8 protein-coding genes and 2 pseudogenes are annotated in these 10,130 nt (G+C 73.9%); 8 read left to right on the top strand and 2 right to left on the bottom strand.

The genetic code is table 11. From position 1 onward, the window contains the following. The first annotated feature begins 513 nt into the window (after positions 1–513). Positions 514–1,170: a GNAT family N-acetyltransferase gene (locus SSBG_RS28400; protein ID WP_008749487.1), complete on the top strand. Its 657-nt coding sequence runs from the start codon at positions 514–516 to the stop codon at positions 1,168–1,170. On the opposite strand, the gene SSBG_RS28395 is transcribed toward SSBG_RS28400, so the two are convergent. Both SSBG_RS28395 and SSBG_RS28390 read right to left on the bottom strand, forming a co-directional pair. Continuing rightward, entirely contained in the window at positions 1,109–1,483 is a 375-nt protein-coding gene (locus SSBG_RS28395) for a hypothetical protein (RefSeq protein WP_037870822.1), read from the bottom strand. The genes SSBG_RS28400 and SSBG_RS28395 overlap by 62 nt on opposite strands. A 92-nt stretch (positions 1,484–1,575) precedes the next feature. Then, a pseudogene (locus tag SSBG_RS28390) lies at positions 1,576–1,800 on the bottom strand (hypothetical protein); the annotation flags it as partial. A 103-nt stretch (positions 1,801–1,903) separates the two neighbouring features. Between SSBG_RS28390 and SSBG_RS28385 the strand changes: the two are divergent. The 7 genes and pseudogenes from SSBG_RS28385 (at position 1,904) to SSBG_RS28350 (ending at position 10,057) form a co-directional block, all read left to right on the top strand. Continuing rightward, positions 1,904–2,683, top strand: coding sequence for a phosphotransferase (locus tag SSBG_RS28385; RefSeq protein WP_078491434.1), 780 nt, complete (start codon positions 1,904–1,906; stop codon positions 2,681–2,683). A 39-nt stretch (positions 2,684–2,722) separates the two neighbouring features. Beyond that, positions 2,723–3,667, top strand: coding sequence for a ribose-phosphate diphosphokinase (locus tag SSBG_RS28380; RefSeq protein ID WP_008749484.1), 945 nt, complete (start codon positions 2,723–2,725; stop codon positions 3,665–3,667). 73 nt (positions 3,668–3,740) lie between these two features. Continuing rightward, a pseudogene (locus SSBG_RS31845) lies at positions 3,741–4,744 on the top strand (IS5 family transposase). Positions 4,745–5,001: 257 nt separating this feature from the next. After that, a complete protein-coding gene (locus SSBG_RS28365; protein ID WP_008749482.1) occupies positions 5,002–5,409 on the top strand; it encodes a rodlin in 408 nt (135 codons plus the stop codon). Positions 5,410–6,050: 641 nt separating this feature from the next. Then, complete coding sequence (gene murJ, locus SSBG_RS28360; RefSeq protein ID WP_037872111.1) at positions 6,051–7,697, top strand: murein biosynthesis integral membrane protein MurJ; 1,647 nt, start codon at positions 6,051–6,053, stop codon at positions 7,695–7,697. Positions 7,698–7,782: 85 nt separating this feature from the next. Next, the gene (locus SSBG_RS28355; RefSeq protein ID WP_008749480.1) at positions 7,783–8,778 is read left to right on the top strand and encodes a threo-3-hydroxy-L-aspartate ammonia-lyase; all 996 of its coding nucleotides are present in this window, start codon (positions 7,783–7,785) and stop codon (positions 8,776–8,778) included. Between the two features lie 55 nt (positions 8,779–8,833). Further along, positions 8,834–10,057: an aminotransferase class V-fold PLP-dependent enzyme gene (locus tag SSBG_RS28350; RefSeq protein ID WP_050776837.1), complete on the top strand. Its 1,224-nt coding sequence runs from the start codon at positions 8,834–8,836 to the stop codon at positions 10,055–10,057. Positions 10,058–10,130: the final 73 nt, after the last annotated feature.

Genomic DNA, 10,130 nt, shown 5'->3' with positions numbered 1-10,130 from the left:
CGGCGAGGGCGAGGGGGATCTTGTTGACGGGCGGCAGGGGCTCGGCGGCCGGGGGCGGGGCGCTCGTGGGTACGGGGGCGAGCGGTCCCCTCCGGGCTGCCGGGGTCTCCGCCGTGGGAGCGGGGGCGGTGGTCACGGGGGTGCCTTTCGGGCGGGTGGGTGCGGGGGACACGTGGCGGCGGGGGACGGGCTGCTCACGGTGCGGACGCCGTGGTCCGGAGCGTGGGAGGCACGGGGCGCCTCGGGGCTCCCGAGGCATGTCACCGGGGCACGCGGGCGGGCGGGGGCAGGTGTCAGCGACGACACAGAGCGTCGTCGACGCTCCAGGAGGTGGCGGCGAAGAGCGCCAGGCGGAGAGTGCGTGCCGGTCCGTGCATGGGCGACACGATAATCAGACACGTGGCCGAAGTCGCCCCCCTGTCTCACGATACGGAATACTGACCCCGAGGAGTGAGACACCCGGGGCGCGCAATCCGTTCGCCTCCGGGGTGGGGCGAACGGTGGAAAGCCCGGGTGACGGAGACCAGACAGCCCGCGTTCCGGACGCGCCCGGCGCGGGGGCGGGACACGCCCTTCCTGGAACTGATGCTCCTGGAGGCGTTCAACTGGGACGGCCCGCGCTTCACCCTGGCCGGCCTCCTGGCCGTGCCCGGCGCGGCCCACTACGTGACCGGCTGGCGGCGGCCCGGCGACTTCGGCGTCGTCGCGGAGGACACGCGGGGGCACGAGCTGGGCGCGGCCTGGGCGCGCCGCTTCCCTGCCGCCGATCCGGGGTACGGCCACGTCGCCCCGGACATCCCTGAGCTGACGCTCGCCGTCACCCCCGGCCGACGGGGCGCGGGGGTGGGCGGCACGGTGCTGGACGCCCTGGTCCTGGCGGCGGCGGAACGGGGGTGCCCGGGGCTGAGCCTGCGCGTCGAGGACGGGAACCGGGCGCGGGCGCTCTACGAGCGGCGCGGCTTCGTCCCCGTCGGCCGTGAAGGGAACGCGGACACCCTGCTGCTGCGGCTCGGGGGCTGCGTCACGGGGCGCGGCACGGGCGTGGACAGCCGCGCTCGGGTCCGCGCCCGCCCCGGGGCGGGCGCCGCCGCTCCCCCGCGGCCCGGCCTCAGATCCGCCACCCCCGCAGCCGTTCCGCCACCGCGTACAGGTCCGCCCGGTCCGTGCTGATCTCCTTGATCAGTTCGGAGAGCGCCCCGTAGGGCGGGTCTATGCCCTCGCCGCACTGCCCCATGTACTGGGCGGCGACCTGCGCCGCGTACAGGGAGTTGCGGTGCGGGAGGGGTTCGAGGCGGACGATCGTGTGGAGGAGGGCAGCCGCGCGCCAGGCCGCGTCGGGGTCGGAGGCGGCGAGGGTCGGCATGGTGGTGCGGTGCCGCGAGACGGCGGCGACGAGCGCCGAGTAGTCGGCCACGGAGACGTCCTCGGGCACGGCCTGCTCCTGGACGTCGAGGAGCCAGGCCACATCCACGAACAGGGCCATCAGGCGACGCTCTTCCCTCCGCCGTGACCGCCCCCGTGACCGCCACTGTGCCCGCCGCCGTGACCGCGCCCGTGCGCCTGCCCGCCGCCGTGTCCCGGTGCGCGCCGGCGCGGGGGTATCTCGGTGGGGAAGGCCGCGTCGAACTCCTCGCGCAGCCGGTCGCCCCAGTCCAGTGCCCCCGAGACGAACTGCTTGCGCTGGTGCTCCCTGACGCCGAGGTCGTGCAGGTACTGCTTGAGGCTCTTGCCCTCGGCGGCGGCGGCGGCCCTGACGCCTTCCAGCTCCTCTTCGGTGAAGGACACGTTGAGTGACGGCATGGGGGTCAGGGTACCTAGCCGGTACCAGCCCGTGAAGGGGAACGGATCGTCAAGTGACGCAAGGAGCCGACAAGTTCGGTCGTGACGTGGTGGTATTCCGCTCATGACGCGAGACGAGTCGGCGGACGGGGTCGCGGGCAGCCCGAGGGACGCGCGCGCGAGCGGCCGGGCGGACGCCTTGGGCGACGGGGGGCCGGGCGAGCTGATCGGTTCGGGGCGCAGTGCCGACGTGTACGCGCTCGGGGCGGAGTGGGTGGTGCGCAGGTACCGCTCGGCGCGGGACACCGCGGCGGAGACGGCCGTCATGCGCCGTCTCGCCTCGTACGGCTATCCGCTCCCGGCCCCGGGCCCCGGGCCCTTCGCCCCGCGCGAGATGGTCGTGCGGCGCGTCACGGGACCGACGCTCGCGCAGTCGCTGGCCGACGGGGGCACGAGCGCGGTCGAGGGGGCCGCCCTGCTCGCCGGGCTCCTGAACCGGCTGCACAGCCTGCCCGCGCCCGAGGGGGCGCCGGCCGGGCACCGGCTGCTCCACCTCGACCCGCACCCGGAGAACGTGCTCCTCTCCCCCACCGGGCCGGTCGTCATCGACTGGGAGTCGGCGGCCGTGGGCCCGCCCGGCCTCGACTGGGCGTCGAGCGCCCTGATCCTCGCCGAGGCGAGCCTGCGGCTCGATGTCGCCGCGCTCGTGGAGCTGTTCCTGCCGGAGTTCCTGGCGCTCGCCCCGCCCGGGCTGGACGCGCACCTGGTGGCGGCGCGGGAACGGCGCGAGGCGATCCCGGGGCTCACGGCGCAGGAACGCGCGCTCCCCGCGCGGGCCTTCGCGCTCCTCCCCCCGCTCCGGGCGCGGGCGCGCGCTCGCTACGATGCCGAGCGGCAGCCGTAGACCGACCGACGCCCCCCAAGACCGTAGGAGAGCCGGTTCGTGCGAGACATCGCCGTCTTCACTGGTAGTGCCCACCCCGAACTCGCGGCGGAGGTGTGCCGGCACCTGGAAGTGCCGCTCTCGCCCGCCCGGATCAACCGTTTCGCCAACGACTGCCTGGAGGTGCAGCTGGAGGCGAACTGCCGGGAACGGGACGTGTTCCTGATCCAGCCGCTGGTCGCCCCCGTGCAGGAGCACCTGGTCGAGCTGCTCATGATGTGCGACGCGGCGCGGGGCGCTTCGGCGGGGCGGATCACCGTCGTCATGCCGCACTACTCCTACGCCCGTTCCGACAAGAAGGACATGCCGCGCATCTCGCTCGGCGGGCGGCTCGTCGCCGATCTCCTCGTGACGGCGGGCGCGAGCCGGGTCCTCGCCCTGACCCTGCACTCGCCGCAGGTGCACGGCTTCTTCTCGGTCCCGGTGGACCACCTGCACGCGCTGCGCGAACTCGCCGCGCACTTCCGCGCGCTGGACCTGTCGAACACGACGGTGGTCTCCCCGGACCTCGGCAACGCGAAGGAGGCGGCGGCCTTCGCGCGGCTGCTCGGCACGCGCGTCGCCGCCGGCGCCAAGCAGCGCTTCGAGGACGACAAGGTGTCCATCAGCGCGGTCATCGGGGACGTCGCCGACCGGGACGTCATCGTCCTGGACGACGAGATCGCGAAGGGCAGCACGGTCCTGGAACTGCTGGACCGGCTCCGTGAGCTGGGCGCGCGCTCGGTGCGGGTCGCCTGCACGCACGGGCTCTTCGCCTCGGGCGCGCTCAAGCGGCTGAGCGAGCAGCCGGAGGTCCTGGAGATCGTGTGCACCAACTCGGTGCCCGTCCCCGAGGCCGAGCGCACGGAGAAGCTGACGGTCCTCTCGGTGGCGCCCGCGCTCGCCGAGGCGGTGCGGCGCATCCACAACGGCGAGTCGGTGAGCGCGCTCTTCGACGGGCTCTAGGGAGCGTATCGAGTCGTGATCAATCTGCGGGATGTGCCTTCGTGGCACGGTCTGGTCCGGTAGACCGTCGTACGTGACGCGAGTGCAACTGACCGACCCGGAGTGGGATTTCATTGAGCCGTACCTGCCGATCGGCGAGTACGGCCCGTACCCCGAGCGGCTGCGGCAGCAGTTCGAGGGCGTGATCTGGCGGTTCAAGACGGGCGGGCAGTGGCGGGAGATGCCGGCAGAGTTCGGCGCCTGGTCGACCGTCCACAACCGCTTCCGGCAGTGGCGTGACGCCGGGGTCTTCGAGGCCCTGCTGGAGGGCCTGATCGCGGAAGCCGCGAAGCGCGGTGAGGTGGACCTGTCCCTGGTCAGCATCGACTCCACCACCGCCCGTGCCCACCACGACGCGGCCGGGATGCACCTCGACGAGGACGTCGTCACCGCCCTGGAGAAAGCCGCCGCCGAGGAGGAGAAGGCCAGGTCAAAGGGGGCGGCTGCGACGAACAAACCGGGCAGGAGACCGAAAGCGATCCCGCGCGGGAAGAACGACGGCGCGTCCGGCGCCGACGCAAACTCCGGCTGAAGGCCGCCCTGCTCGGACGCTCCAGGGGCGGGCAGACCAGCAAGATCCATGTCGCCGGCGACCGCAAGTGCCGCCCGCTGGCGTTCATCCTGACCGAGGGGCAGGCCGCCGACAGTCCGCAGTTCATCCCAGTGCTGGGGAAGGTACGGGTCCGCGGGCTCGTCGGCCGTCCCCGCACCCGGCCGGACGCGGTCGCCGCAGACAAGGCGTACTCGTCCCGCGGCAACCGTGCCCACCTGCGCAAACGCCGTATCAAAGCGGTCATCCCGGAGAAGAAGGACCAGGCCGCCAACCGGAACAAGAAGGGCTCCCACGGCGGCCGGCCCGTCAGCCACAACGCAGACCTCTACAAGGAGCGGAACACCGTCGAGCGTCTGATCAACAAGCTCAAGGCATGGCGAGGCATCGCCACGCGCTACGACAAGACCCCCGACAGCTACCTCGCCGGACTCTACCTACGCGCCTCGATGATCTGGATCAAGGACCTCACACGAGCAGCCTCTTGATCACAACCGAATACGCTCCCTAGGACGGACGGGCCCGTGGCCGCGTGAGAACCGGGCGGGCCCGGGCGGGGCGCGTTCAACGTCACAGGTCGAGGCGGGTCACGGGTGGCGGCACCGGATGGTCCGTACGGGGGACGGGGCGAAACCAGGACGGCGTTGAGCGGTTGTGCAGCGTGCCCCGCTCAGCGGGGCACCGGCCGCCCGGCTCCCGGGTCCGCCGGGTGGTCACGCAATCCGACTCATCAGGAGCACGTTTCATGAAGAAGTACCTCGCCGCAGCCGCGCTTTCCGCGTCCGTCGCCGGTGTCGCGATGGCCGCGGCCCCCGCGATGGCGCTGGCCGACGACGCCGGCACCACCTCGGTGAGCGGCAACGGTGCCGCGGACGCCTTCGGCAACGCGACGACCGTCGGCGACCAGAGCCCGCAGGCCAGCCTCGTGAGCGACAGCCTCAACAAGCTGTGCCTGGGCGTGCCGGTCAAGGCCAACGCGGGTTCGCTCGTGGGTCTCCTCGTCCCGGTCGCCGTCCAGGACGTCAACGTCCTGTCCTCGCCGCAGAACCAGCAGTGCGCCGAGAACTCCACGCAGGCCAAGGGCGACGAGCCCCTCTCGCACCTCGTGGAGGACATCCCGGTCCTCTCGGCGAACGGCGTGCGCAACGGCTGACCGCCCGCGGGGCCCGGTGGCCGGCTCCCCTCCGTACGGCGGGGGGGGCCGGCCACCGGCATGTCCGGCCGTGCCCCGTTTCCCCCGGCGGGCTCAGGTGCCCGCCCGCTCCGCGAGGCGCGCCCGCTGGGGCTCCACGACGTGGCGGGGGTCCTCGGTCGAGGCGATCCCGGCGGCGAAGACGCCGAAGCGGGTACAGGCGGAGCCCGCCAGGAGCGCGAGGCCGGCGAGCGCGGTTCCCGGTGCGGCCCAGGCGCGGCCCGGCGAGCGCGCCGGCGGCGCCCGCGGCGGTGAGCGCGCGCCGCAGGGCCTCGGTCGCGGCCGAGCGCGCGGCGTGTCCCCGGCCGAGCGGGTCGCTCCCGGTGAACTGCCGGTGGACCGGCCGGTCGGTGATCCAGGTGCGCAGGCCCATCGCGTACTCCCGCTCCCGTGACGGCGGCTCCGGCCGCGGCCGGACGGTTCCCCTCCCGAGCCTCCCCGCGCGCGGGGGGCCTGCGAGCGGGCGGGCCCCGGGCGGGTGGCGGGAGCGGGGACGCAGAGCGGGACGGGACGGGATGTGCCGGACGTTTCACCAGGTGGGGAGGGCCGTGCCGGGGCCACCGGTCACAGGAGGGAAACGGCGACCCCATAGAGTGCCCGTCATGACGGAGGGGATACGCACCGCCTCGGGCGGTGTGCAGGCGCGGGGGCGGCACAAGAAGAAGAGCGGACTCGCTCGTTCCTCGCTGCTCATGGCCGCGGGCACGATGGCGTCCCGGGCGACAGGGCTGATCCGCCAGGTGCTCCAGGGGGTCGCGCTCGGCACGGGCCTGCTCGCGAGTACGTACAACACGGCGAACACGGTTCCCACGAGCCTGTACACGCTCCTCATCGGCGGGGCCCTCAACGCGGTCCTGGTGCCGCAGCTCGTACGGGCCAGGATGCGGGACGCCGACGGGGGGCTCGCCTACGAGCAGCGGCTCGTCACGCTCGTCCTGGTGGTGCTCGGCATCGGCTCGCTGGCCGCGGTGCTCGCCGCGCCGCAGATCGTCAGCGTCTACCTGCCCGACACGCCGGACCAGCACGAGGCGTACCAGCTCACGGTGACGTTCGCGCGCTACCTGCTGCCGCAGATCTTCTTCTACGGGCTGTACGCGATCTACGGGCAGGTCCTCAACGCGCGCGAACGCTTCGGCGCGATGATGTGGACGCCCGTCCTCAACAACTTCGTGCTGATCGCCATGTTCGGCGGCTATCTGACGCTGCTCACGGTGCCCTCGGAGGTCGCGGGGGTGACGGCCCTGCACGTGCGGTGGCTCGGGATCGGCACGACGGGCGCGCTCGCCCTCCAGGCGCTCGCCCTCATCCCCTTCGCGCGCGCCGCCGGTTTCCGGTTCCGGCCGCGCTTCGACTGGCGTGGCACGGGTCTGGGCCCCTCGCTCGCGGCGGCGCGGTGGACGCTGCTCTTCGTCCTCGCGAACCTGACGGCGATGACGGTCGTGACGCACTACGCGAACCTGGTCGACACGCAGGCCCCGGACGCGGGCGCCGGGTACTCGGCGTACTCGTACGCGCAGACGATCTGGATTCTGCCGCAGTCGCTCGTGACGGTGTCCGTGGTGACGGCGCTGCTGCCCCGGCTGAGCCGCGCGGCGGCGGCGGGCGAGCTTCGGCAGTTGCGCGGCGACCTCGCGCGGGCCTTGCGCATGACGAACGCGTTCATCGTGCCGGCCGCCTTCCTCTTCGCGGCCCTCGGCCCGGAGATCGCGGTGCTGCTCTTCCAGCACGGCGCGGTGAAGACGACGGTGCCGCTCGGCCAGATGCTCCAGGTGCTGGGGCCCGGGCTCATCCCGTTCTCGATGCAGTTCGTGCTCCTGCGCGGTTTCTACGCCTTCGAGGACACGCGGACGCCGTTCTTCATGGCCGCGCTCATCGCCGGGGTGAACATCGTGCTCGCCTACGCCTGCCACGTCCTGCTGCCGGTGAAGTCGGCGGTCGTCGGGATGGCGGCGGCGTACGGCGTGAGCTACCTCGTGGGGCTCGTGGTCACGATGAAGCTGCTGCGCAAGAAAACCCGCAGACGGCTGGGCGGCAAGCTCGTCTCGGCGCACCTGCGCCTCTTCCTCGCCTCCGGCGTCGCGGCGATCGCGGCGGCGGCGGTGGTACGGGTGGCCGAGCGGCCCGGGACGGTGGGCCTCGCGCTCACCCTGGTGGCGGCGCTGCTCGTGGCCGGGGTGGTGTACCTGCTCCTCGCGCGGGTCCTCGGCATTCGCGAGCTGGACCGCTTCACGCGCAGGAAAGCCGCGTGAGGGCGGTGGACGAGGGGAGCGGGGCGGCGCGGGGAAGGCGGCCTGGGCGGAAGGGCGTTCGGGCCGGTGGCTTAGGCTCGCGCGCATGACTGCTGCTCCCGGGTCCGTTCCCGCACTCCCCCGCTACCAGGACGTCGTGGCCGCCGCCGCGCGCATCGAAGGAGTCGCGCACCGCACGCCGGTCCTGCGTTCGCGCCTGCTGGACGAGCTGACGGGCGCGGAGGTGCACTTCAAGTGCGAGAACTTCCAGCGGATGGGCGCCTTCAAGTTCCGGGGCGCCTATCACGCGATCTCGCGGCTCGACGCGGACCGGCGGGCGGCGGGGGTCGTCGCGTACTCCTCGGGCAACCACGCGCAGGCGGTGGCGCTCGCGGCGCGGCTGCTCGGTGTCGAGGCGACGATCGTGATGCCCGAGGACGCCCCGGAGAGCAAGCTGGCCGCGACCTGCGGCTACGGCGGCAAGGTGGTGCTCTACGACCGGTACGCGGGCGATCCGTCGCCGATCGCGGCGGAGCTCGCGGAGCGGCACGGGCTGGCCTTCGTGCCGCCCTTCGACCACCCCGACATCGTCGCGGGCGCGGGCACGGCGGCGCTGGAGCTGTTCGAGGAGACGGGGCCGCTCGACGCGCTGTTCGTGCCGCTCGGCGGGGGCGGGCTGCTCGCGGGCACGGGGCTCGTCGCGCGCGAGGTGGCGCCGGAATGCGCGCTGTTCGGTGTGGAGCCCGAGGCGGGCGACGACGGCAGGCAGTCGCTCGCGCGCGGCGAGATCGTCCGGATCGGCCCGCCGCACACCCTGGCGGACGGGGCGCAGACCCTCGCGCTCGGCGAGCTGAACTTCCCGCTCATCAGGGACGCGGTGACCGACATCCTCGCGGTCCCCGACGACGCGCTCGCGCCGCGCATGAGGGACATGGCGACGTATCTCAAGCTCGTCGTGGAACCGACCGGCGTGCTCGGGCTCGCCGCGCTGCACGCGCAGGCGGAGCGGTGGCGCGGCAAGCGCGTCGGGGTGCTGGTGAGCGGCGGCAACGTGGACCTGGAGACGTATGCCGGGCTGCTCGCTTGGACGCGTACGCCGTAGCCTCGGACGCGCGGCCTGCCACCGGGTACGCCGCGCGTGCGACGAAGGGCTTGGGATGACGACACAGGTGCGGAGGCCGGGGGCCACCGGTGACGACGAGGGGGCGACGGGTCTGCCGGCCCTCGCGGATTTCGCGCTCGACCCGGAGGTGCGGCACCTCAACCACGGTTCCTTCGGCGCGGTGCCGCGCCCCGTGCTCGACCGGCTCGCCGCGCTGCGCGCCGAGATGGAGGGCAATCCGGACGCCTGGTGGCGGACGCTGACGGGACGGATCGCGGCGGCGCGCGCCGACATCGCCGCCTTCCTGCGCACCGCACCCGACTCGCTCGCACTCGTGGCGAACGCGAGCGCGGGCGCGAGCGCGGTGCTCGCCTCGCTCCGCCTGCCGCGCGGCGCGCGCGTGCTCACGACCGACCACACCTACGGCGCGGTCGCGATGGGCCTGCGCCGGATCGCCGCGCTGCACGGCGCGGTCGTGGACACGCTGCACGTGCCGCTCGACGCGTCGGCGCGGGACATCGAGGCGTTGTTCGCGCAGGAGCTGTCCGCCGGGGCTCCCGTCGCCCTCGTGGTGGTGGACCAGATCACCTCGCCGACCGCCCGGCTCCTGCCGCTCCCCGGGATCGTCGCGGCGGCGCACGCCGCCGGGGCGCGCGTCCTGGTCGACGGGGCCCACGCGCCGGGCCTGCTCGCCGACCCGCTGGGGCACGCCTCGGGGGCCGACTACTGGACGGGCAACCTGCACAAGTGGACGTGCGCGCCGCGCGGAACGGCCGCGCTCGTGGCCGCCGACGACGTGGCGCAGGACCTGGTGCCGCTCGTGAACTCCTGGGGTGCCCCGGAGCCGTACCCGCACCGCTTCGACCAGCAGGGCACGCAGGACGTCACGGGCTGGCTCGCGGCGCCCGCCTCGCTCGCGTTCCTCGCGGAGCGCGGGGGCTGGGAGGCGGCGCGCGCCCGGATGGACCGCACGGTCACGGCCGCGCAGGCGCTCCTCGCCGAGGCCCTGGACGCCGACCTGTCCGGTGTCCGCGTCAACGAGGCGCTGTCGATGCGCCTCATACCTCTGTCGCCGGTGCTCGCGACGGACCCCGAGCGGGCGGCGGCGCTCCAGCGGCGTATCGCGGCCGAACTGCGCTGCGAGGTCTCCGTCACCTCGTGGGACGGGCGCGGCTTCCTGCGCCTGTCGGCGCACGTCTACAACCGGCCCGAGGAGTACGAGTACCTCGCCGAGCGGCTGCCCGCGCTGCTCGCGACGGCGGAGCGCGAGGCCCGCTGACGGGAGGCGCGCTGACCGGAGGCGGGGCGGCACGGGGCCGCGCCGGTGCGGGCCGGGGCCCCGCTGTCGCGCC

It is taken from the genome of Streptomyces sp. SPB074, assembly GCF_000154905.1.
In the GTDB taxonomy this organism is placed as follows: domain Bacteria; phylum Actinomycetota; class Actinomycetes; order Streptomycetales; family Streptomycetaceae; genus Streptomyces.
The sequence above is the reverse complement of the archived record's forward strand: the minus strand, read 5'-3'. Positions and strand labels throughout refer to the sequence as shown.